General features: G+C 46.2%; 22 protein-coding genes and 1 riboswitch. Of the genes, 5 read left to right on the forward strand and 17 right to left on the reverse strand.

Translation table 11 applies throughout. The features are described from left to right. The first annotated feature begins 100 nt into the window (after positions 1–100). Positions 101–1,192: a tyrosine recombinase XerS gene (gene xerS / locus MKY97_RS16350; protein WP_342551403.1), complete on the forward strand. Its 1,092-nt coding sequence runs from the start codon at positions 101–103 to the stop codon at positions 1,190–1,192. A 289-nt stretch (positions 1,193–1,481) separates the two neighbouring features. On the opposite strand, the gene mobB is transcribed toward xerS, so the two are convergent. Further along, positions 1,482–2,054 (reverse strand): molybdopterin-guanine dinucleotide biosynthesis protein B, encoded by a 573-nt coding sequence (gene mobB, locus MKY97_RS16355; RefSeq protein WP_342551404.1) that lies wholly within the window; start codon positions 2,052–2,054, stop codon positions 1,482–1,484. Positions 2,055–2,062: 8 nt separating this feature from the next. After that, the gene (gene glp, locus MKY97_RS16360; RefSeq protein ID WP_342556363.1) at positions 2,063–3,331 is read right to left on the reverse strand and encodes a gephyrin-like molybdotransferase Glp; all 1,269 of its coding nucleotides are present in this window, start codon (positions 3,329–3,331) and stop codon (positions 2,063–2,065) included. A gap of 283 nt (positions 3,332–3,614) precedes the next feature. Between glp and MKY97_RS16365 the strand changes: the two genes are divergently transcribed. Next, a complete protein-coding gene (locus MKY97_RS16365) occupies positions 3,615–3,905 on the forward strand; it encodes an HNH endonuclease (RefSeq protein ID WP_342551405.1) in 291 nt (96 codons plus the stop codon). A 101-nt stretch (positions 3,906–4,006) separates the two neighbouring features. Here the strand turns inward: MKY97_RS16365 and MKY97_RS16370 are convergent, their stop codons facing one another. From MKY97_RS16370 to MKY97_RS16390, 5 genes are all read right to left on the reverse strand, one after another. Then, positions 4,007–4,756 (reverse strand): DUF4247 domain-containing protein, encoded by a 750-nt coding sequence (locus tag MKY97_RS16370; protein WP_342551406.1) that lies wholly within the window; start codon positions 4,754–4,756, stop codon positions 4,007–4,009. Positions 4,757–4,767: 11 nt separating this feature from the next. Beyond that, positions 4,768–5,274: a DUF4178 domain-containing protein gene (locus MKY97_RS16375; protein ID WP_342551407.1), complete on the reverse strand. Its 507-nt coding sequence runs from the start codon at positions 5,272–5,274 to the stop codon at positions 4,768–4,770. 30 nt (positions 5,275–5,304) lie between these two features. Beyond that, complete coding sequence (locus tag MKY97_RS16380; protein WP_342551408.1) at positions 5,305–5,706, reverse strand: DUF350 domain-containing protein; 402 nt, start codon at positions 5,704–5,706, stop codon at positions 5,305–5,307. Positions 5,707–5,801: 95 nt separating this feature from the next. Further along, the gene (locus MKY97_RS16385; RefSeq protein ID WP_342551409.1) at positions 5,802–6,473 is read right to left on the reverse strand and encodes a PspA/IM30 family protein; all 672 of its coding nucleotides are present in this window, start codon (positions 6,471–6,473) and stop codon (positions 5,802–5,804) included. A gap of 167 nt (positions 6,474–6,640) precedes the next feature. Further along, on the reverse strand, positions 6,641–6,985 hold the full coding sequence (locus MKY97_RS16390) for a hypothetical protein (protein WP_342551410.1): 345 nt from the start codon (positions 6,983–6,985) through the stop codon (positions 6,641–6,643). 155 nt (positions 6,986–7,140) lie between these two features. Between MKY97_RS16390 and MKY97_RS16395 the strand changes: the two genes are divergently transcribed. Further along, positions 7,141–7,947, forward strand: a complete 807-nt coding sequence (locus MKY97_RS16395) for a polysaccharide deacetylase family protein (protein ID WP_342551411.1) — start codon at positions 7,141–7,143, stop codon at positions 7,945–7,947. 174 nt (positions 7,948–8,121) lie between these two features. On the opposite strand, the gene MKY97_RS16400 is transcribed toward MKY97_RS16395, so the two are convergent. From MKY97_RS16400 to MKY97_RS16410, 3 genes are all read right to left on the reverse strand, one after another. Next, complete coding sequence (locus MKY97_RS16400; RefSeq protein WP_342551412.1) at positions 8,122–8,793, reverse strand: 3D domain-containing protein; 672 nt, start codon at positions 8,791–8,793, stop codon at positions 8,122–8,124. Positions 8,794–8,795: 2 nt separating this feature from the next. Next, positions 8,796–8,990: riboswitch (cyclic di-AMP (ydaO/yuaA leader) on the reverse strand. A 269-nt stretch (positions 8,991–9,259) separates the two neighbouring features. Continuing rightward, positions 9,260–9,982, reverse strand: a complete 723-nt coding sequence (locus MKY97_RS16405) for an amino acid ABC transporter ATP-binding protein (protein ID WP_342551413.1) — start codon at positions 9,980–9,982, stop codon at positions 9,260–9,262. Further along, the gene (locus tag MKY97_RS16410; protein ID WP_342551414.1) at positions 9,969–11,435 is read right to left on the reverse strand and encodes an ABC transporter substrate-binding protein/permease; all 1,467 of its coding nucleotides are present in this window, start codon (positions 11,433–11,435) and stop codon (positions 9,969–9,971) included. Before MKY97_RS16410 ends, MKY97_RS16405 begins: the two co-directional genes overlap by 14 nt. Positions 11,436–11,633: 198 nt before the next feature. Here MKY97_RS16410 and MKY97_RS16415 point away from each other — a divergent pair, with 198 nt between their 5' ends. Beyond that, positions 11,634–12,809 carry a M20 family metallopeptidase gene (locus MKY97_RS16415; RefSeq protein WP_342551415.1) on the forward strand — a complete coding sequence of 392 codons (1,176 nt, stop codon included), beginning with the start codon at positions 11,634–11,636 and terminating at the stop codon, positions 12,807–12,809. Positions 12,810–12,981: 172 nt separating this feature from the next. Here the strand turns inward: MKY97_RS16415 and glgA are convergent, their stop codons facing one another. Further along, the gene (gene glgA, locus MKY97_RS16420) at positions 12,982–14,412 is read right to left on the reverse strand and encodes a glycogen synthase GlgA (RefSeq protein ID WP_342551416.1); all 1,431 of its coding nucleotides are present in this window, start codon (positions 14,410–14,412) and stop codon (positions 12,982–12,984) included. After that, positions 14,409–16,418, reverse strand: coding sequence for a 1,4-alpha-glucan branching protein GlgB (gene glgB / locus MKY97_RS16425; RefSeq protein ID WP_342551417.1), 2,010 nt, complete (start codon positions 16,416–16,418; stop codon positions 14,409–14,411). The genes glgA and glgB overlap by 4 nt, the downstream gene beginning before the upstream one ends. A gap of 196 nt (positions 16,419–16,614) precedes the next feature. On the opposite strand from glgB, the gene MKY97_RS16430 reads away from it, so the two are divergent. Then, positions 16,615–17,841, forward strand: coding sequence for a glucose-1-phosphate adenylyltransferase (locus MKY97_RS16430; protein ID WP_342551418.1), 1,227 nt, complete (start codon positions 16,615–16,617; stop codon positions 17,839–17,841). A gap of 128 nt (positions 17,842–17,969) precedes the next feature. Here MKY97_RS16430 and MKY97_RS16435 read toward each other — a convergent pair whose 3' ends face one another. From MKY97_RS16435 to MKY97_RS16455, 5 genes are all read right to left on the reverse strand, one after another. Beyond that, a complete protein-coding gene (locus MKY97_RS16435; RefSeq protein WP_342551419.1) occupies positions 17,970–19,463 on the reverse strand; it encodes a HAMP domain-containing sensor histidine kinase in 1,494 nt (497 codons plus the stop codon). Continuing rightward, positions 19,460–20,158: a response regulator transcription factor gene (locus MKY97_RS16440; protein WP_090916668.1), complete on the reverse strand. Its 699-nt coding sequence runs from the start codon at positions 20,156–20,158 to the stop codon at positions 19,460–19,462. The genes MKY97_RS16435 and MKY97_RS16440 overlap by 4 nt, the downstream gene beginning before the upstream one ends. 14 nt (positions 20,159–20,172) lie before the next feature. Further along, entirely contained in the window at positions 20,173–21,486 is a 1,314-nt protein-coding gene (locus MKY97_RS16445; RefSeq protein ID WP_342551420.1) for a hypothetical protein, read from the reverse strand. Between the two features lie 112 nt (positions 21,487–21,598). Continuing rightward, positions 21,599–22,324: an ATP-binding cassette domain-containing protein gene (locus MKY97_RS16450; protein ID WP_342551421.1), complete on the reverse strand. Its 726-nt coding sequence runs from the start codon at positions 22,322–22,324 to the stop codon at positions 21,599–21,601. Positions 22,325–22,407: 83 nt separating this feature from the next. Further along, positions 22,408–23,598 (reverse strand): MFS transporter, encoded by a 1,191-nt coding sequence (locus MKY97_RS16455; protein WP_342551422.1) that lies wholly within the window; start codon positions 23,596–23,598, stop codon positions 22,408–22,410. Between the last annotated feature and the right edge of the window lie 137 nt (positions 23,599–23,735).

A 23,735-nucleotide genomic window follows, 5' to 3' on the forward strand; every position in this document is an offset into this window, starting at 1 on the left:
ATTCAGTCTCTTTCGGCAGAATGAAACAAGATGATTGCATGTAAATTATGGTACACTAAAGATGATTTTATAAAATAATGCTTACATGGAGGTGCCGAACTTGACCAACGTGCAAAAAGAGATTGACCGACGCAAACTGGATGAAAAGCTGCCTTCTATGCCATGGTTTGTTCAGCAATTCATTGACTATAAACTGCCTGACCTCTCTCCGTCCACACTGCTTGAGTATTTGAGAGATTATGATACATTTTTCAGCTGGCTGCGAGCAGAAGGCTTGTCTCAGGCTGAGTCGAATAAAGAGGTACAATTAATCGAGCTGGAAGTGCTCCGTATGGATTCAGTTACGGCCTATCGGCTGTTCCTGACCACAAGACGCGAAGGGACCAATTCAAGAATTACAGTTTCGCGCAAGCTTTCCTCTCTACGGTCGTTATTTCATTATTTAAGCCAAATCGCTGAAGATGATAACTTCTATCCATTACTTAAACGTAATATTATGGCCAAAATCGAAATTAAGCGAACTCATAAACCGAAGGATACCGCCGCGAAGCTCAAAGGAAAAATTTTGGAGGAAAATGAACTGCTCGAATTTATCGGTTACATTCTCGAAGGTTACGCCATCGATATGCAAAAGAACAAGCAGGCTCTTTATTCCCATGAACTGAACAAAGAACGGGATGCTTGTATTGCCAGCCTGATTCTCAACTCAGGTCTGCGGGTATCGGAGGTTGTTAACCTGAACGTAGATGACCTCGATCTGGGTAACAAGATGCTCTATGTTTACCGTAAAGGTAACAACGATGAGTCGTTCAAAACACCCGTATATTTCAGAGAACAAGCCAAAGACGAATTGGCAGTTTATATGGACCTGCGTCAATCGCGTTATCGCACCCCCAAACGGGAAAAAGCTCTCTTTATCGCACTTCGTAACGGTGAATCCGAAGGCAGTCGAATGACCAAACGTGCCATTCAGGCCATGATTATGAAATATGCCAAATGTTTTGGCAAGCCGTATCTGACCGTACACAAATTACGCCATTCGTTCGCCACCGACTATTATTTGCAAAATGATATCTACAAAACGAAAGAGCAGCTGGGTCATGCTTCTACTGAAACGACTGAAATTTACGCGCATCTGACCGACAAAACGATGTCCGAGGCCATTGAACGCCGCGTAGAAGACAACGCATAAATATACAGCAAGACGTAAAAGCCCTCAAATAGCAAAGATTATATATTCTCAGATATATCGATATACCACAGCAGGCTGTTCAAGAATGGTTCAATGGCCTGCTGATACGTGTATATACAGCTTTATATCATCCAGATTACCTGCTATTTCTTTGGCACTTCATGTGTTGAAATTTTTGGTTTACATAATATTAATTACGTTAAGATTATTAGATTGACTGCTTCTCACTCAACAGCAAGCGTCTGCTGCGATCTTGATTTACTTCTGTCTGCTAATGAGTCTGCAGTTTTTAATCCAGTTCCAGCACAGCCTCTATGATGGCTTCATGCTCACTGGACAGGAATTTAGCCACCGCCGCCGTCTCCCGGATATTATTTTCCTGCTCACCACGAATGCCTCTGTCTTCGCCAAGTTTTTCTTTGGTTTGTTCCAGTAACTCTGGCAGCCAAAACACGATGCCCGCAACATGCTGAAGCTGGCCAGCCAGAGGGAGATCGCCCGCTTCTCTTACCATCACTAATTTGGGATAAGGCGCATCCTTGAAACCTTCAATCACAATCCAGTCATAATCCGTGAACTGGCTGAGCATATCTTCAAGTCCTGTGCTTTGCTGCTTAATGATCGCTGTCCTTTTATGAGACATAACCGCAACAGCAGCTGCCCCTGCTCGGCCGAACTGATAAGAGTCCGTGCCTTCTTGATCCATCTCAAAATGATCGTGTCCATCATGTTTAATGGCAGCAACTTTAAAACCTTTAGCGGAAAGTCCGGTGATCAAAGCAGCTGTCATCGTTGTTTTGCCTGTATTTTTATATCCTACAACCTGAATGATCCGAGGTCTTGCGGCAGTTGTTTTATCCATATGTCCGTCTACCTGGATTGTCCCGCGGGAAGTTTGAGAATCGTGACCTGTTCGCCTGCTGCAATGCCCTTTTTCTCAGGCGGAATAACAATCAGACAATCACTATCTTTGATCGTAATCATGACACTCGACTCATCTACACGAGAAGCGGCAGGCACCGCGTATACTCTTCCATCACGTATAATCGTACGTCCACGTACAAAACGTGTGAAATTGTTCACTTTGGCGTAACCATCCTCCAAAATCACATTCCACTCTTCCAGATAAGGGTTGGAATCCGCCTGCATCGCCCGGAGCGCCGGACGAACAAAAAGATTAAAACCAACAAAACATGCTCCGGGATTGCCTGACAAAGCAAACAGCAGCTTATCCTTATATACAGCAGCTGTCGTTACACTCCCCGGTCGCATCGTAACTTTGTTAAACAGCAGCTGCATCTGTTCCTCCAGCACAAGTTCACCCATAATATCATAATCGCCAACAGACACACCGCCCGTTGTTACAACGATATCGTTGTCCCGGATCGCTTCCTCCAGCTTCGCCCTTGCTGTATTTACATCGTCTGCAATCGCTCCGTACATCACCGGCTCTCCTCCGGCTTCAATAACCAAAGAACGCAGCATATAGCTGTTGCTGTTGCGAATCCGACCAGGCTGCAGCGGCTCATGAACCTCAAGCAGTTCGGTTCCTGTAGCGAAAATAGCCACCTTGGGCCGTTCAAACACCGGCACATCCGCCACACCAAACGTCGCGAGCACGGACTGTTCACCTGCTCCAATCACTGTACCTGCTTCGAGAAGCTGCTGGCCCTCCTGCACTTCAAGGCCAATCGGAGTAATATTAGCTCCTGCCTGGATCTGACGTTTCAATGCAATCCAGTGGTCCCCTTGTTCCTGTTTGCTTTCGGTCATTTCCATCATAACAACGGCATCTGCACCATCCGGCACTTGAGCCCCTGTCATGATTCTTGCGGCCGTTCCAGGTGTAATTGTATGTTCTGGTGTATATCCGCACGGAATGTCATCAATAACCCGAAACCATACTTGATGATCACTTGAAGCCTCAGCCGTATCTGAACTTTGAATCGCAAAACCATCCATGCCCGATCTGCGGAAAAAAGGATATGCATGCGGTGCTGCAATCGGTGCTGCAAGTGTGCGTCCATGTCCACTTGCAAGAGGCACATATTCGATCCGGCCTACAGCTGCCCTGGCAGCAATTTTGGCTTGTGCCTCGGGCACTTGTACAGCGGTACGATGAAATTTTGCGGTAGTCATATCATATGAATGGGAATTATGTTTCACAGCAGCATTCCTCCAGAAGTCTTTTTCTCATTTAAGAAAGTGTAGCCCGAATATGAGCAGATGACAAGTCGATTGCTCACTGAATTGCAGCCAAAAAACTGCATGTGTATCTGAACAAATGGATTTTTGACGCACCCCCTACTGTCAGAATCGCGCCATTTTATCATACCTCCGATCATCATTACCACGGACAGCAGTCAACATGAAATGACATGCAGATGCGCATAATAGCATTCGATAACGGGAGGTGGCAACTATGAATAATCATTGTGAATTATGCGGCAGAGAGCCCGTTGAAACAACAGTTCATCATCTGACTCCAAAGGAAATGGGCGGTAACTTCATGCCTACTGCCAACCTATGTATTGCCTGCCACAAGCAGATTCACTCGTTATATACCAATCGGGATTTGATTACGCTCGGTCTTACCGATCTTCAATCCCTGCGAACCGATGAACGCATCATTCCTTATCTGCGCTGGATACGCAAGCAGCCTGCTTCGACAATTCCTCGTGTACGCAAGTCGCACCATGTCCGTAAAACCTAAAAAAACAGCAGTAGGAAGTCTGCTGCCGAAATCGACAGTTCCACCCTGCTGCTGTTTTTTGGTCTTCCTATCATCTTTCACAACATTCGTCAGCAATCTGTCTATCTTCGCCTCATAATCCTGCCGCCGCCGACACGTGTCTTTGGTTTTTTATAGGATTTTTTCGGTGAATCAAACAACCCGCCGAAGCCGCCGCTGCTTTTGTTGCGATCAATGCTTCCTCTGCTCTGTTCCTTATTGCGGTTAAACAACCCGCCGCCAGAACCAACACTTGTATCCTTGTCGCTGCCGCGACGTGTAATCGAGCCTTTGCGCTCCACGGTAAGAGGCGGAGCCAATTTTTTATCATTATTGGTTGGGGCTCGGTAAGATCCAGCCTTTGGTTTGTACGTATCCCGTTCCGTATATCCCCGGTAGTTCCCTGATCCTCGCCCACCGAAAGTATCAAACAAATTACCAATTAAGGTTGCTGTCAGATACCCCTGCAGGAAGGAAGAGCTGTAGTTTTGACGTACATATTCCTTGGAATCTACTTCAACCAGCGTATCTTCTGGTTTCTTGGGGTCCTGCTGTAGATGATAATACTGATCCTGGTACACCAGGAACATGCGTTCCGTACTTTCCGCGGAAATCTGATCCGGTTTTCGTTGATCGGACAGCTCCTTTGCCACTTCTGGAACAGTACGGTCTGCAGCCCGATAAACGTAAGAGGTAGACTGACCACTGCCGCTTACCGATTCAAGCGGATATGTATCCTGAACCGAAGGGGCTGCACCGCACGCAGACAACAGAGACATCACAAGGCTGAGGACCAGCATTAATTTTAATCCATGTGCCAAGCGTTTTTTCATTGGAACCTCTCCTAGTTCGAACGAATCACTTTGATATCCGCAGGAAGAATGGACTCACCCTCATACAGGTTAAACCTTCTGTCTTGCCATTCCACACGAAGAAGTTTGTTATCATCCGATTGATACTGCCATACCAGCTGCTCGCCAGCCTGACCATAAGGTGTTCTGCCCACCGTCTGAACCATACCACCATACTCTTCCTCCAAATGATACACATGGTCATCCAGTTCCAGAATCGTTGGCACTTCGTCGGGGGCATCAAGTCTTCCGTCTATAGGTGTATATAAGGCATACCGAGTGATTTCACGCTCCTCCACGTGTAAATATCGGAATGCACTTCCATCCTGCAGCGTTAATACGACAGCATTACGAGCACGATTCTGTACTCTGCCTATAACTTCGTAGGTGACCAGTGAAACTTCGCAAATATCGCCAGGTGCAAGCTGCAGCATTGTTTTTTCCGCCTTAGGCGGCTCCGGCTTTGTTAGTATTCCTTTAATACGTTTCCATACACTCATGCAAATTACCCCTGTTCCTTATCTTATGGCTTACAGGCAAGCTGCAATAATCAATGCGCCTACAATATGCAGTGCCCCGGAAAACAATCCATATCCTGTCTTGCCCTGCTGTATTCCTGTATCCAGATCCAGAGCAGCCCATTTGCGAATGATAAAGTGAACAACACTTTCCAGGATCAACAAAAGAACAAAAGATACAACGGAAACAAGCAGCGCTTCTCCAAGATGACCAGCCGTCGAAATTGAAGTTGCAAGCACGTAACCCTGTGCAAATAATTTCATGACCATCCGGGTGGTTACCGCCATATTACCAGCCTTGACTTCAGCAAAATCCTTATATTTTGTAAAAAGCGAATCCACATACATCAATACAAACAGCAAAACCGAACCTGAAACAGTCCAGACCAGCATCGCCAAAATGTTCAAATCCATTTACACAGCCTCCACTTATCAACATGATCCGCATTTAAAAGCGAAGGAGAAACACTGTTCTCCTCCGCTGTTTAACCCTGCTGAACGCCAAGGTGTTAGTTTTTATTTTCGTACTGTTTCATCAGTGCAGCAAGTTCGTCCTCGACAGCAGCATCCTTGCCAAGCTTCTCGAACTCTTCATCCAGCGATTTGCCTTTGGAAGACATTTCGTTGCTTGCTTCAGCCTGAGCTTCCATCTGCATCATTTTCTCTTCCATACGTTTCATGCCGGCACTTGCGGTATCAGAGCTGAATCCATTCAGCGCTTTGTTGATTTCCGTTTGAGCTTTGGCTGCATTGTAACGAGCGACCAATGTCTCACGTTTATTCTTCATCTGAGTCAACTGCTTACGCATCTCATCGAGTTTACCGCGCAGATTGTCTGCGGAAGCTTTGTTTTGGTCATAGCTGGCTTTGTATTCAAGCATTTTCTCTTCAGCAGCTTTTTTCTCTTCCAGCGCGCGGCGGGCAAGATCCATGTTCTGTGCACGAGCTGCCGTGTGAGCCTGCTCTTCACGTTTCTTGACAAGCGCTTCCTGTTCCTCGAACAATTGCTTGAACTTCTTCTCAATGGCAATCTGAGCAGCTACGGCTTTCTCTGCATCTTCCAGATCTTCCTGCATGTCACGGATATATTGATCCGTCATTTTGATCGGGTCTTCGGCTTTGTCGATAATAGCGTTGATGTTGGACATTGTAAGGTCACGTAATCTTTTGAAAATGGACATTAGGTTATTCCTCCCAGTGGATATTACATTGTATATAAAGATACATACGCAGTAATCTGCAACTCGTTTCAATTTTGCGAAAAAAAATTAAAACGGATCTGCATCTTAGTATAAGGAGGATGATACGGAATCATGCTGCATATCAGATGTGCATCCATTAAATGATATTAATGATTGGATTCTTGTTTTTTATTCAGATGTTCATCCACAAGTCTCTCCGCCGTCTGAACAATTTCGTCGATCTGCAAGCGCGTAATGCTGTCAAAGTGGATACCCATAATTACGGTTACCGTAACTTTCAATTGCAGAGCCGCTTTGCGGGCAAGCCGCTCACATAATTCCTGTTCTTTATGTCCCGGGATATGCACCGTTGTACCGCTTACCCGTTCATGGTCGACATAGAACGTAGCTACAGCCCCGATATGAGCTTTCCCCCCTGTAACGAGAAATACCTTGTCCTGCCCTGCCTCAAAAACCTCTAAACGAATGGATTTCAAATCATATGTACTCATCGTCTCTCCACCTAGCCTTCTCTTTATATGATATATGGTGGAATTATGACTTTCATAACCTGATCTACACAATGAAACTTCTCACATTCGCATAAATGGTTCTCGTGAAGGGCATACCATAAAGAACGAAATTTCTGAAAAAAGGAGGCCGTCCAATGTTTAAACGCCTCGTTATGCCAGCACTCGTTATGGTTATATGTTTTGGGGTTTACCTGGTTCCTCCCGCGGCTGCTTCAGCAAATCACATACCTAATCTGCCCGAGCTTGATCCACCTGCATCCAGCGCCAATGATCGAGAAGAACAGCTGACTTTAGGTCAACTGCGTCAGAAATATGCGGATACTTTCAAGACAAATGGCCCGTCGACCAAACAGGTTGCACTGACTTTTGATGACGTACCCGACCCGAGGTTTACGCCGCAGGTACTGGATGTCTTGAAAAAATATAAGGTTCGCGCAACCTTTTTTGTGGTAGGCAGTCGGGCGGAAAAACATCCAAATCTGGTGAAACGTATGGTGAAAGAAGGACATATTGTAGGCAATCACAGCTACAACCATCCCGAATTCAGCAAGTTATCGATGACTGCTTTTCGCAGACAGATTCTACATACCGGGGATATCATTCAGCGACTGACGGGCTACACACCCAAATTGATTCGCCCACCTTATGGAGATATTAACGAGGAACAGCTGCGCTGGGCCGCCAAGCAGCACTACAGCATTATCAACTGGAATGTGGATTCGTTGGATTGGAAAGGGCTGTCCAAGGAACAAGTGAAACATAATATTCTGTCAACGGTTAAACCCGGCTCCATCGTACTGCAGCATGCAGGCGGAGGTACAGGCTCTAATCTCCAAGGTACAGTGGAGGCCCTGCCAGATGTCATTGAGGAATTGCGACATCGAGGTTATGAACTGGTCACGCTGGACGAGATGCTGCAGCTGCCTAAGGAAAAACAATAAGACACCCGGCAGCCTTAAAGCTGATTGTATAGATAAAAATACAGGGTGTTCCTATCGGTAACCATGAATCTTACTCATTCATGACAACAACCAAAGAACACCCTCTATATGTTAGCGTATCATTTTTCTCTGAATCCCATCAAAGAATCTAGGGAGTTAAGTCAATTTTACTTTTTATTTTAAAATGTAAAGCTCAATATCCTGAAAACCAAATGAACTTACGAACTGTTTACTTCCCGGAATAAAAATGTCGATGCGGTTGCCTTTGATGGAACTCCCTGCATCCAGAGCAGTAGCAACGAAAGCCTGTTTAGGCAGTCCCGGGTGCGTATGCCCCGTCACGAGAACTTTGGTTCCAAAAGGAATCACCTTCGGATCTACTGCAATCGTGCCCAGTTCCAGCGGGTTGCCAAAATAATCAACTGCTCCCCAGCCCCCGTTCTCGGAAGCATCTGAGGAATATGCTGTAGCTTTCACGTTTAAGGTCTTACTATAGTCAAATGTTTTACCCCAGGCTTGGACAACTTTAGTATCCGCGCTTACATCCAGACTCGCTGCTGTAACCGGTTTTTCCTCTGACTTCATCTGAACCGGGGCTGCTTGCGCTTTATTTTCCTGACCTGGAATTGTAATTTTCAGACCACCATAGATGTTATACGGTGAAATGTCTTTATTGGCTTTAATTAATGTGTCCATGGCAATACCATACTGTTTGGATAGGGTGAAGAACGTATCCCCCTCTTTAGCTGTATGAATCGATTCCGCGTGAACCGGAACGGTTTGAATCAACAGTACGGATGTCAGTAATGCAATGGCTGTCTTGGCTATACGTTTTTTGTGAAACATGGTCTTCCTCCTCATTATGCCTGCGAAGTTAGTTGTCGGATTCGGATGGAGGAATCCACCCTATAGGCTGTAAATCACATGCTGAAGCATTATGTACCCTAATTCACCCCTAGCGGCGCGCCGTTCTTATGAACTGACACGTCTGCACTGTTACATCCCCCACACTTCCACTTCGGAAGTTTCGGCAGCATTCAATATATCACAATTTTGTAACCCTAAGCTGTAGTAAATGTTACCAATTAGCGACCGATCTTCTTTGGTCCTCCGGGATTTGTAAGATAACTCCAGAATTTCACATCCTTTAATCAGTCCGTTTATCTCTTACATGGGTAACAGAAACGTTACTTATTTTGTTTTGAAGCCCTGATTTCATTCCTTCTTATGTGAAATGCAAAAAAGCAGCGTTAGCGGACCTCTGCCGTTAACGCTGCTTTTGCTATAAATCCACTCCAGGAAGCGGGATGATTTAGAGTACTTTTGCGAGAAAATCACGTGTACGCGAATGTTTCGGTGCACCGAAAACTTCATCAGGCGTACCTTCTTCAACGATAACCCCGCCATCCATAAACAGGATCCGGTCACCAACCTCACGCGCAAAACCCATCTCATGGGTAACGATGACCATGGTCATGCCGCCCTCGGCAAGACGTTTCATAACTTCCAGTACTTCTCCAACCATCTCCGGGTCCAGTGCAGATGTGGGCTCATCAAACAGCATAACATGCGGCTGCATCGCCAGGGCTCTTGCAATTGCGATCCGCTGCTTCTGTCCACCAGACAGCTGATTAGGATATACATCTTTTTTATCAGCCAAACCAACCGTTTTCAGAAGATCATCGGCAATTTTGTTTGCTTCAACTGCAGATTGCTTCTTTACCTTGATTGGCGCAATCGTAATGTTTTGCTGCACCGTTTTGTGCGGAAACAGATTGAAATGCTGAAATACCATGCCCATTTTTTCTCGCGTAGCATTAATATTGTGCTTGGGATCGGTAATGGAAACACCTTCAAAATTAATTTGTCCCGATGTCGGCTGCTCCAGAAGGTTCAGACAGCGCAGGAATGTACTTTTACCCGAACCCGAAGGACCAATCACTACGACGACCTCACCTTTACCGATGGATACGTCGATGCCTTTCAGCACATCATTTTTGCCATATGATTTGTATAATTGTCTAACGTCTATCACTTGCACCCAACTTCCTTTCCAATCGACCCAGCAGCTTGGACAAAATGAATGTCATGACGAAGTAGATCGCTGCCGCAATAAGGAATGGATTCATTCCTTGGTACGTAATGTTTTTAACTACACTTGCCTGATACATAATATCCACCATACCGATGACGGAGATAATGGATGACTCTTTAATGATGGTCACGAACTCGTTACCGATTGCCGGAAGTACGGCTTTGAAAGCCTGCGGCAAAATGATATAACGCATCGCATCACCTCTGCCCATACCGAGTGAACGAGCAGCCTCCAATTGACCACGATCCACGCCTTGAATCCCTGCACGGAAAATCTCGGCCAGGTACGCACCACTGTTGATGGAGAGTGTCATAATCCCCGCCTGCAGTGCGGAGAAGTTGATGCCAAAGGTCAAGGACACCCCATAGTAGATAATCATGAGCTGAACCAGCATTGGCGTGCCTCGAATGACTTCTACGTAAGCTGTACCAATCCAGCGCAGAACGGCCAGATTATGAAGACGGAACAGGCAGATAATCAAACCGATGATTACCCCGAACAGGACACCGAGAGCCGATAACAGCAGCGTATATCCCACACCTGTTGCATAGAAGCTTTTATACTGCCAGAATACTTCAAAAATATTTTGTGATTTGTTCACTTTATCCGCCATCAGGAGACTCGCATCCGTTACCATCTGGTTGATTTTATCTTCGCTTTTCAGACGCTCCAGCGTTTGATTCACTGCGGTCAGCAGCTCTGTATTGCCTTTGCGAATCCCGATTGCCGCTTCAACCTGCTCTTCATCCGGAACTGCGGCTGCCAAACCGATAATATCATCCAGATAACCAGCAGCCACCGTATCCTCGACAATCGCCGCATCGACACGTTTCGTTTGAAGCTGCAGCACGATATCGGAGATTTTATCCAGAGAAGTGAGCTTCGCGCCTGGAATTTTCTGTCCAATCGATTCCTGAATGGAGCCTTTTTGTACACCGATTTTGGTATTCTCCAAAGACTTCATGTCCGGAAATTTGTCTTTGTCCACATTGCGGATCATAATGACTTGTTTGGATTTGTAGTACGGCTCAGAAAAATCAATACTTTTCTTCCGCTCATCTGTCGGTGTCATGCCTGAGATGACCAAATCTACGCGACCGCTCTGCAGCGCAGGCAGCAAACCGTCAAATCCCATATCTTCAATAACGAGTTCGGCGCCGAGATCTGCCGCAATTTCTTTCGCGATCGCAATATCAAATCCGACGATCTCATCCTTACCGTCAATGACTTTGTGGAATTCGTATGGTGCAAAATCGGCACTCGTTCCAAGCACCAGTTTTTTACCTTTTGAGCTGCTGTCTGCCGTTCCGCTCGCCAGCGCTGCAGGTGCAGCCGCCGTTAGAAAAAGAAGGAATGTTAACAGCATTACGGTGTAACGACTTATTAATTTCAACCCTGTTCTCCCCTTACAATGCTATAATTACTTTTACATATTGATTCGTCAGTCATGTTGATGACTGAGTCATTATAAAGTACAATGCATGATTATGCAATGTATTTTCAAGATTGAATTCTGACTTGTTTCTGAAAAAATACTGCAAAGATGTTATAATCAATAAATTATTTTCATTTTTGCCTAAGGAGTTTACCTATGACACCCAACAAAACACAAATATTTAACGTTATTGATCAATATGCTTCCCGTTTCAAAGATATTTCATCATATATTGGCGCTCATCCTGAACTTGGAAATGAGGAATATTTAGCATCAGCCCGTCTAAAGGAAGAATTGTCTTATCATGGATTCGAAGTAGAAGCTCCGGTTCTTGGGCTGGACACCGCTTTTATCGGTACCTATGCTTCAAGCAAGCCTGGTCCTACCATTGCTCTGTTATGTGAGTATGACGCCCTGCCAGAGATTGGCCATGCTTGTGGCCACCACTTGATCTGCATGATGAGTCTGGGTGCGGCCGTGGGACTAAAAGCAGTTGTTGAAGAAGTAGGCGGAACAATTAAAGTGTTTGGTACCCCTGCAGAAGAGACACGCGGGGCTAAAGTTCCAATGGCGGAAGCTGGATTATTCGATGACTGTGATGCCGCACTTATGGCACATCCATTCTATGCTTATGAAAAATCAGGCAGCTCCCTGGCGATTGATGCTGTACAATTCGAGTTTCATGGCAAATCGTCCCACGCAGCAGCCAGTCCGCATGAAGGTATTAACGCACTGGATGCTGTTATTCAAACGTTTAACGGCATTAATGCGTTCAGACAGCAGGTCAAGAGCACCGTTCGTATTCATGGCATTATCAACAGCGGCGGTCAAGCCGCCAACATCATCCCGGATTATGCTTCTGCACAGTTTTATGTGCGCGCAGCCAGCCGCAAGGAACTGAACGTACTGACTGAGCATGTCATTCAGATTGCACAAGGCGCAGCACTCCAGACGGGATGCAAATTGGTAACATCCAACTATGAAACGTCTTACGATGAAATGGTTACAAATGAGACGTTCTCTGACGCGTTCAGCCAGAATTTGCTGCAGCTTGGCATCCCGCAGGAAGAAATCGTTAGCGGAAATGACCACGGCTCCATGGATATCGGCAACGTTTCCCTGAGATGTCCGTCCATTCATCCTTATATCCGTGTGGTGGATGAAGTTCATACGCTGCATTCCATTGAATTCCGTGATCTCGCGCTGCAGGAGCGTGCACTGGACGGGATGATTTTGGGGGCCAAAGCGCTTGCCGCCACAGCTTACGATGTTCTGAGCAAACCTGAACTGTTGAAAGCAATCCGTGAAGAGTTCGAAAAAGTAGTTCGTTAACCTCAAAAGCTGTCCAAGGGGTGGCAGTCACAAGTTAATTTAAAGTTAGGTTAACCGGCTTGTGCTCCAATACAAGTTTGCTGTCCTCCCTCCGTTTTAATAAAAGAAACAGCAAAGCCGCAGTGTGCACACTGCGGCTTTAGCCCGTTTATTATTCTCGCTCGAACCTGAATCACCCTTGAATTCGGCGATAAATATCCATATATTCCTCTGCCGATACATCCCAGCTGTACTCTCCGCCCATTGCGTTTTTGACGATTTTCTTCCAATGTTCAGGCTTGCGGTAGAACTCCTCTGCACGACGAATCGTATTCATCATGTCATGTGCATTAAAACTTGCAAATGAGAATCCATTTCCTTCCCCTGTAAACTCGTTGTAAGCTTGTACCGTATCATTTAATCCACCCGTTTCTCTGACGAGGGGCACACTTCCATAACGCATTGCCAGCAGTTGGCTGATCCCGCAGGGTTCAAATTTCGAAGGCATCAGGAAAATGTCACTGCCTGCATAGAAACGGCGGGACAGCCCATCGTTAAACGTGATCTGTGCTGACATTTTCAGCGGATAACGATTGGCCGCTTCCCGGAACCAATGTTCATAAGCCGCATCTCCCGTCCCGAGCAGAGCAAATTGAATATCATCATAATAGAGCAGCTCATCCAAAATCCGGCACACCAGATCCAGTCCTTTGGAGTCAACAAGCCTGGTTACCATGACCATAAGCGGTGCATCTGGACGAACTGGCAGTCCCAATTCCTTTTGCAGTTCGATTTTGTTTTCTGTTTTCTTGGACAGACTGGTTCTATATTTCACAGCAATTTTGTTATCCGATGCCGGATTGTAGCTTTTGGTATCAATACCGTTCACGATGCCGCTGAATCGATCTCCCAATGAACTGAGCAGACCATCCAGGCCGTAGCCATAGTACGAAGTCTGTACCTCCTGTGCATAAGTCGGGCTAACCGTAGTCACATGATCCGAGAACACAATTCCTGATTTCAGGAAATTGACATTTCCATAGTATTCAGCGCCTTCCATTGTGAAATACCTGTCATCAAGCTCCAGAATTTCGCTGAACAGCTCATGCGGAAACACCCCTTGATACAACAAGTTATGTATGGTGAACACCGAGCGCATTTCACTATAGAAAGCATCATGAGCATAATGAGCTTTCAGCAGCAGTGGAATCATGCCTGCATGCCAGTCATGGGTGTGCAGGATGTCCGGCTTGAACTCGATCTGCGGAAGCACCTCAAGCACAGCACGGTTAAAAAAGGCAAACCGCTCGCCATCATCCATGTACCCGTAAACTCCGTCACGCCCAAAATAATATTCATTGTCTATAAAATAGACCGGAATCCCCTGATACTCCAGCATTTCTATTCCACAATAGGGTCTGCGCCAACCTAGAGGAACATCTGTGACTAGTACGGGCTTCATCGCCTCTTTGTATTCTTCAGGAATCCCTTTGTATTTCGGCAGAATCACTCGCACATCTGCCCCGTTTTTCTTCAACGCCTGGGGAAGTGCACCGATGACATCAGCAAGTCCCCCTGTTTTGATAAACGGATGTGCTTCCGCCGCTGCAAATAAAATATTCATGTGTTCGTCCCCCTTTTCGGTTTAAGCGTATTTCTCTCTTTTTTCACTGTTTTTTTATTCGATTTCACGGAAGCGCTGCCTTCAGCGATGGGCTCCGTTTTCCGACGTGTATTCTTTTTTAAAATAACGACACTCAGAGGGGGTAAATCCACTTCCAGGCTGTTTGCATGCCCGTGAAAAGGAATCTTTTCTGTAGGGATCAGCATATCATTAGTTATCCCTGAACCACCGTAATCCGAATGGTCACTGTTCAGAATTTCGGTATACATACCGGGACGCATGACGCCAATCCGGTAACGCTCCCTTTTGACTGGCTGAAAGTTAATGAGCACAAGGAGTGTATCCGCAGGTTTTTTTCCTTTGCGTACATATGAAATGACACTTTGGCCCTGATCATCCGGAGTGATCCATTCATAACCGTCAAAGGAATGATCAAGCTCCCATAAAGCTTTTTCACGGACGTACAGCTCAGACAGCTCCCGTTCAAACTTGTGCAGGCTGCGGTGACTGTCATAATCCAGCAAAAACCAATCCAGTTGATCCTCATCTTTCCATTCAATAAACTGGCCGAACTCTCCACCCATGAACAACAGCTTTTTGCCTGGGAATGTCATGAAATAACCGAGAAACGCGCGCATACCTGCAAATTTCTGCTCATAACTTCCTGGCATTTTGTTCAGAAGAGACTTTTTACCATGTACCACCTCGTCATGAGAAAGAGGAAGCACATAATTTTCAGAAAAGGAGTATACAACCGGGAATGTCAGCAAATGATGTTTGGAAGGACGTTCATGAAATTCAGATTCCATATAATCGAGCGTATCATTCATCCAGCCCATGTTCCATTTATAGTTAAAACCAAGACCACCCTTATCCACTGGCATCGTCACCATTGGCCATGCACTGGACTCTTCAGCCATCATTAAAGCATAGGGATAGTATTCAAAAATAGTTTGGTTCAACTGCTGTAAAAAAGCGACCGCTTCTTTATTTTCCAGGCCACCTTCATCGTTGGTTCGATACTGACCTGGCTGTTTTTCAAAATCAAGGCGAAGCATACTTGTCACCGCATCTACACGCAGGCCATCAAAATGGTACATTTCCATCCAGTACAGTGCATTGGAAATGAGGAACGAGCGCACCTCCGGTTTGGAATAGTCAAAACTGAGTGTGCCCCAGCCTGGTTTCTCGGCTAACATGGGATCAGCGTACTCGTACAGAGGTGTTCCATCGAACAGACGCAGGCCATGTGCATCTTTGGCAAAATGAGCAGGCACCCAATCCAGCAGTACACCTATACCCGCCTGATGCAGTGTATCCACCAGATACATGAGGTCTTTGGGCTGCCCATAACGGCTTGTTGGCGCGTAGAAACCCGTATTTTGATATCCCCATGACAGGTCGTACGGATGCTCGCTAAGGGGCATCATTTCAACATGGGTATAATTCATCTCAAGCAAATACGGAACGAGCAAATCTGCCATCTCACGGTAACTATAGAGACTGCCATCTTCCTTGCGTCTCCACGTTCCCAGATGCATTTCATAAATATGTAAAGGTTTGTTATACATCGTACGCCGTTTGCGTCTCCATGCACCGTCATTCCACTTGTAACCTTCAATGGAACTTGTGACCGATGCCGTTTGGGGGCGGACTTCAGCCTGAAATGCATAAGGGTCTGCTTTGAGGAATTCAGTCCCATCTTCCGTTAAAATGCGAAATTTGTATAAAGTACCTTCTTCAATTTCCGGAAAGAAACGACTCCAAAATCCTGATTCGGGTATCTTATATAAAGGTTCCTTTTCACCTTTCCAGCCATTACGGTCCAGAGCCAGTCCGACTTCTACGGCGTTTGGCGCCCAGACGGTAAAGCGGAACCCTTGACGGTGATCGCGAGTCTCAGGATGCGCGCCCAACATTCGATAACTGTGATGAAGATTACCTTCATGAAATAAATAAATATGCTCCGGTAAAATTTCCGGTTGTGCTAGCGGTTGAACAGCCAAGAGATCACCTTCTTTTCTCCAGAAAATAGATATAACGTTAACCATTACCCCATTCTAGCCAAGTTGAAAAGAAAAATGCGTTGTTTTAAATTTTGATGTATTTTTTCAGAATTTTTACAGTAATTATCGTTTCAGAAGCTTCGCATTCGTTTACTAATGTACTACACTGCACAAATATTTTGGGAGGGAAACGATCATGTTTAATAAAGATTGCATCGCTATGCTGTTGGCGGGAGGAGAAGGAAAGCGATTAGCCCCTTTAACCTCGAGGATTGCAAAACCCGCTGTACCGTTTGGCGGGCATTACCGGATTATCGATTTTCCTCTCAGTAACTGCGTCAACTCTGGGATCGACACTGTAGGTGTTCTGACGCAGTACGAGGCGGAATCACTGCACGAACATATTGGTCAAGGAGAACCATGGATACAAGGCCAATCAAATGAGACCGGAATCTCCTTGCTTCCATCTTATCATACAGGAAATGACGAATACTTGGGAACTGCGGATGCCATATATAAAAATATGGACTATATCGACCAGCAAAATCCCGAAAATGTTCTAATTTTGTCGGGTGACCACATTTATCATATGAATTACCGTGAAATGCTTGAGGCTCACAAAGCCAACAATGCTGTTGCAACGATTTCTGTCATGGAAGTGCCTTGGGACGAAGCACATCGCTTCGGCATTATGGCTGCAGACGAGAACCTGCGCGTGACCGAATTTGCTGAAAAACCGGCCGAACCGAAAAGCAACTTGGCTTCCATGGGCATTTACATGTTCAATTGGCAGTATTTGAAACGCCATCTCCTTAAGGATGCTGCGAATCCTAACTCCAGTCACGACTTCGGTAAAGATGTTATTCCACAGATGTTGAATGAAAATAACTCACTCTATGTGTATAACTTTAATGGGTACTGGAAAGATGTAGGTACGGTAAAAAGCCTTTGGGATGCGCATATGGACCTCCTTTATAATGAGGAGAACTGGAGTCTGCAGCGAGATGACTGGCCCATGTTCACTCGCGAATGGCGCTCCAAACCGAGTGCAATCAAAGCAAGACAGAGCAAAATGGAGCATATTGCTTCGATGGTTCATGACTCGTGCGCCATTGAAGGCCGCGCTGAACGCTCTGTCATCTTCTGCGGTGCTGAAGTAGGCAAAGGTTCTGAGGTACTGGACAGCGTTGTTATGCCGAATGCCCGCGTAGGTCGCGGCGTTCACATCGAACGGGCAATTATTGGCGAAGGAGCCATCATCAAAGATGGTGCGATTGTCAAAGGCACAGCGGATGAAATTGTCGTGGTAGGACCGAATGAGGTCGTATCACCTAAACCAGCGGTACGCACACAGCCTGTACGTATACTCAAAGAAGTATATGAGAAAAGCGGACGTCTCCGTGCGGGTGAACTTTCCTCCTAATCTTATGGGATAAATGAGCATATAACATAAAAAAGGCGAGCCATGACGGCTCGCCTTTTCTCGTTTCATTTTAAACGTATCATTAAAAACGTATGTTCACTGTGTTGACGAGTATTTCAGACCACGAATCACAGCTTCTCACCGTCAGATGGTGGTTCTTGAATCACTTCTGCAGTCGCTTCTGTGCTCGTTACATTATGTTGAATCGGTGTGTCCTCTTCTTGGAGCATCGGTAATGACACTGTAACTGTCGTTCCTGACCCCAGCTCACTCTGCATCGTAATGGTGCCCTCATGCAGCTCTACGAGCTCCTGCGTGATGGCAAGCCCGAGTCCCGTGCCTCCGTTCTGGTGATTCACCTGAAAGAACCGGTCCCGTACTTTGATGAGATGTTCTTCACTGATCCCGATGCCCGTATCCTGCACAGCCGCAATAATCTGACCTTTCTCTTCTTTGACAGACAGGAAGATCCAGGAATTCTCGTGAGAGAACTTGATCGCATTATCAACGATATTCAGAAACACCTGTTTCAACCGATTTCCGTCTCCGTATACATTGTACGCTCGCGTCTCGTCGGTTTCCAGCTTCAGATGCACCTGCTTTTGTTCCGCCTTGGCCCAAACGTTCAGCATCGTCTCCTGTACAATCTCACGAATGTTAACCGTGCCTTTAACCAGCTTCATCTGATTCTGCTGCAGCTTGGAGAAGTCGAGCATCTCCTCGACCAGTCCAATCAGCCGCTCCGTTTCCTTGGCAATGATGCCCATACCGATACGTGTTTCCTCCGGATCATATCCCCCTGAATCCAGCGTTTCACTCCAACCTTTGATACTGGTCAGCGGCGTCCGTAATTCATGGGAGATCGACGAAATAAAGTCGTCCTTGATCTGGTTGCTGCGCACAATTTCATGAGCCATGAAGTTCAGGGTTGAGGCAAGTTCGCCTAGTTCATGCTTGTAGTTCCCTTTCACCCTGACATCAAGTCGCCCTTTCGCCATCTGCGCGGATACAGCAGTAATACTGTTAATCGGACGGACGATGGAATTGGCCATACCAATACTGATAATTAATACGATGGCAAGTACGCCAACTCCTACGGCAATGGCAAGCAATCCCATAACGAGCAGCTTGGAGTTAACGGATTCAAGGGAGGTCAGATAACGCACAATGTACGTATTTTCTCCGCCCAGATCAAACTTGTTCGCGACAGCCATGACCGATTCACCGGTGTTAGGCTGTCTGCCAATCCACCGTCCCATATCACCGTTTAATGCCTGCATAATATCACTTGTCTGCAGCACCGCTCGATCCGATTCAAACGCTGTTGAACTTGCCAGCACGCGGCCATTCATATCCAAAATCTCCAGTTCGGTATTATCCAATGCAAGACGCACAAGAAGCCTAGACAAGTTGTTATTGCCATCTTCTCCATTGCCAGCTCTGGCAATCGGCTCAAGGAAGTCTCTGTTATTGGTAATGTGAGTACTAATGGTATTATAGATACTCTCATAATAAAACCGCTGCACAGCCAGCATAAACACGAATTCAACCAGCACCAGAGCAAGGAAAACGACAATAAAGTAGTGCAGTACAATCTGCCGCGTAATTCCTTTTTTTATCATTGATCCCGGCCCTTCCATTTGTACCCGTGACCCCATACAGTTTGCAGGTATTCAGGCTCGGAAGGATTGTTCTCAATTTTTTGACGCAGTCGACGGATGTTAACATCGACGATTTTGGGATCACCCATGTACTCTTTGCCCCATACGTGGTCCAGCAGAAGGTCACGGCTAAGAGGTGTGTTTTCTTTTTCCAGGAAGAATTGAATCAAAGAAAACTCCGTCGGGGTTAACTCAATCGCTTCATTATTCTTTTTAAACTGTTTGGAGATGAGATCGAGTGAAAATGGTCCGGACTGGAACGTTACTTTCGCAGCCGTTTCACGATGTACGTTAACCCGGCGCAGCAGCGATTGAATTCGTGCAATCAGTTCGGTCGGGCTGAAAGGTTTGCTCACGTGGTCATCTGCCCCTACCGACAGGGCGTATACTTTGTCCTGCTCCTGAACTTTTGCTGTCAGGAAAATGATTCCCAGTCGTTCGTTTGTTTCGCGAATGCGTCTGCACACTTCAAACCCGTCGATGCCGGGAACCATAACGTCCAGCAGTGCCAAATCAATATCCGGAACGGATTGTAAAATGCGAAGCGCTTCATGACCATCACCAGCTTCCAGCACTTCGAATCCGTTTCTTTTCAAGTTAATGACGATAAAACTGCGGATGGATTCTTCATCCTCAAGAATAAGTACTTTACTCATCAAGTTCTTCCTTTCTATTCAGCTGAGAAGTTTTTGCTTAATGCATTGCCCGCCTCCGACTGTGCGACACGCGATGCAATGACCCGATCTTTCGTTCGAGTAATCTCCTTCCAGCTCTTCCCCTTTTCAAGATCCCACTGAGAAAACGTAAAATATTTGATCTCCGCCACGGTTTCATCGGTTTTGATCATTTTGAATCGGATATACTTTTCCTTCTCCGATTTGGTATCGATCGTGATTTTGCCATACCATTCAGGCTTTAAGTTTAGATGGAACAAATCTGCGTCATCCCGGAACTGGAACGAAACAAACTTCTTGCCTTCTTTACCGTCCCACTGGTAAAACGTATAAAACCACATGCGCGAATCAAATACGTAATGCTCCCAGCCTTTTGGCGTTTCCTTTAATCCAAACTCAATAATACCATCATTATTCACATCACCGCTTAAAATTTTGTCATCTCTGTACGTTTGATCTGGCGATTTAAAAGCGCTGACGAGTTTATTGTCTTTCACATACATCATTTGCGTGAAGGAACTTCGGTCGTCGAGATCCGCGTCAAGCACTATCCCCATTTTTCCTTCGGCGATCTCACCGCCAAGTGCGTTGTACACTTCTTTGACAGTATAATCTGTAACGACACGATCCATTTCCTTGAAGCTGTCATCCTGGTACTGATACAGCGCAATGGTTGCAAATCCGCTACCATTCAGCGAAACGACGACGAAATCACTTTTGCCGTCTCCGCTTAAATCCAGCGCATTCCCCTTCATATCATCAATGATAACCTGATTATAAGGTACGCCGCCCAGCACTTGTTCCAATACGCCGCCCTTGTATGAATAAGCAGTCAGAGCTTTTTGATCCTGCAGACTGACCCCGACAACAATGTCCGGATTACCGTCATTCGTAATATCCATAACCTTGAACGATTCCAGCTCATTGCCCGGCACATCGAATGTTAGTTTTTTGACCCAGGAACCGCCCTGCTCTTCCAGAATCATGCCATGGATGCGCACATTTTCATTTGGTGTCTCGTAAAAGACACTTGCCTCGCGAATGCCGTCTCCATTCAGGTCTTCCACCCGGATCATACTCGTGTTGCTCATATCTTTGGGCCGAATCAATTTACTTTCAGGCGGTGTTTCCTTTTGCACAATGTTATACAGCTTTTCCTTGTCTGTAGACATCATCGGCGGCTTCATCAGAAGCTTGGGATCGCTGATAAACGTACATCCGCTCAGCATGGTTCCAAGCAGTACAGCCGTCGTCCCTGCCGCTACGCAGCGCCCCCATCGCGAATTAAACAATCCCATCACTCTTTTCATTAAACAACCTCATATCACTCATTTCATTAAGCATTCTCCAGCCGTTTATTCTTAATCGATCAAGCACTCTCCACAAGCTTCTTATTAGGCATCATTCATTATGTTTAAAATCTCAAATCAAATTTTTTTCCTGCTGCGTCAATCTCCGTCCTCTTATGTCAAAAACAATACTGCCTTCCGCGATTCCCCAGATTCGCGAAGCATGTTTTTCGGCGAGTTCAATCGGCAGTACGGCAATCACCGTCGCTCGTTCCTCTTCACACAACTTACGAAGCGTTTCCAGAACAGCATCAGCCGTATGAGGGTCCAGTCCGATGACAGGTTCGTCCGCCAGGACTACTTTGGCGCCATGAGCCAGTGCTCTTGCGATAGCTACACGCTGTTTTTCGCCACCACTCATTTTTTCAGCAAGCTGATGAGCCTTATCCAGCAAACCTAGACTTTCGAGGTGATCCATTGCCCCCATGTAATCATCTGAGCGTACCATGCCCGTTGCCATTCTCCATAATGGTGTCTGGCCAAATCGTCCAATAAGCACATTTTTCAGTGCTGTGCGTCTAGGATACAGCTGCGGATTCTGTTCCAGGTATGCCCATTCACGCCTGATTTTCTGTTTACCGGACCAGCCTTCCTTCAAAATATCAGTGCCTTCAACGGTAAACCGTCCTGAATCCCACTTCTCCTTCAACGCCAAACATTTCAGCAGCATGCTCTTACCGCTCCCGCTGGAGCCGACAACCGCAATCATCTCTCCCTGCTGCATATCAAAACGAATATCACGCAGAACCGGAATACGATCCGCTCCAACGGATTTGCTTAAGTTCTCCACTCTGATCATCGCGATGTCTCCTCTTGTCCATGTTTTTCCCTACTACTAGTGTACTCGGAAATGGACATCAATTTCCATGCGAACACCAGCTTCTATTTTAACACAAATTCCGCTTCCCGTTTACGCCGAAATAATACACCTGTGATGCCAAAAATAAAATACATGCAGCCCAGCATCGTAAACATGCTTCCGGGTGACACCCAGTTGATTAACTGTCCCCCAAGATTGGGTGCGATAATGCTTCCGATTGTAAAATGAAAGGAAGCAACCACATTCGCTGCAGGCAGCAGTACTTTCGGTAAAATATCTGCAGCATAAGCCAGCCCAAGTGAGAAGAAGGAGCCAACAAGGCCACCCGCAGCGAGCAGCAGCACAAGTGTCAGCCCAAAATTTGTTCCCGCGAAGGGAACCAGCATAAAGGCAAGACCTCCTCCAATCCCGGCTGTCATGAGAATTTTTTTTCGGCCATATCGGTCACTTAACATGCCAAGCGGAAGCTGAAGGAACAATCCTCCGATCCCTATAAAAGGAAGCAGTGAAGCAATCTGATCTGCATTATATCCGATTCGAAGCCCGTAAACCGGAAAATTGCTGTTCATGCCTGCTTCCATATACCCGTATAAAAGGGCGGGCATCAGTGCATACCACGCCCAAGCGAAACTGCGGCGGAAGCGCCGTTCAGGCAGCTGACCATGTTCTGCCTTTTCTGGCTTGGTATCCGGAAGTTTCACCAGCACCAGAACAAGCACAGCCGCCATGCCTGCAAACAGTACCATGAAAGGGACGGCATCACCATATGTGAGCAGTTTGATGCCGAGAGGTCCGATACTGAACCCGAGCCCGTAAGACATGCCGTACAGCGATATGTAGCGTCCTCGTTTCTCAGGCGAAGTAACCAGCAGTACCCACAGCTGGGCAGCATAATGCAATGCACTGTCTCCAATGCCTACAATTAGCCGCAGCGCAAACCAGATTTTTATGTCAGGAAAATAAGGAAACAGAATCAAGGGAAGCATAACGAGAATCAGTCCGCCGACAATCAGCTTTTTAAACCCCAGCAGTCCCAGCAAACGCTCTGCCGCCAGCGTCATCGCAAACGAGCCAATATAGAGCGCAGCTGCATTCAGCCCGTTTAATCCGGGAGAAACACCCTGCTGCTCCAGAAAAATCGACAGTACAGGCAGCAGCAGTCCCTGGCTGATCCCCGCTGCCACGATCACTGTGATTAAAATCAGATAATTTAAGGTTGAGGGTGATAATTTAAATTTGAATACAGATCCCACGGTATTTCATTCCTCCTGAAAGCGCAAACAAAGAAAAATCGCCATCACTGACGATCTTTAGTCTGTCATTTATATAGGTGTATCCTTGCACCATTGAACCGCGGCACAGCCCCGGACTTGAACATTATAGTGGACAA

The sequence above is a fragment of the Paenibacillus sp. FSL R7-0652 genome (assembly GCF_038595045.1).
Taxonomy (GTDB): Bacteria; Bacillota; Bacilli; order Paenibacillales; family Paenibacillaceae; genus Paenibacillus.